The sequence below is a fragment of the Mycobacterium sp. MUNTM1 genome (assembly GCF_054660795.1).
The window spans coordinates 1-234 of sequence record NZ_BAAGDE010000183.1 but is presented as its reverse complement, the minus strand read 5'-3'; the positions used below and the strand labels follow the sequence as shown (position 1 = coordinate 234).

The following is a 234-nucleotide window of genomic DNA, read 5'->3' as shown; positions in this document are numbered from 1 at the left end:
GCAGACCGACAACGCCGAGTCCACGGCGCGCGGCCGCGAGTACGTGGGCCACTTGGTGCGTATCGCCCGCGAACTCCCCGAGATCATGGGGCACGCGCCGCGGCTGTACGTGGTGACCCGCAATGCGCAGCAGGTGTTGTCCCACGACGACGTCAACCTCGAGCAGGGCGGGCTGCGTGGCTTGCTAAGGGTGAGCGGTGCCGAGCATCCGCACCTGAAGGTCACCCATATCGA

At 67.5% G+C, this 234-nt stretch carries 1 protein-coding gene; it reads left to right on the top strand.

Going from position 1 to position 234, the window contains the following annotated elements:
- The coding region (locus ACYQ8K_RS30345; protein ID WP_459975096.1) for a hypothetical protein at positions 1-234 on the top strand (234 nt) is incomplete at both ends.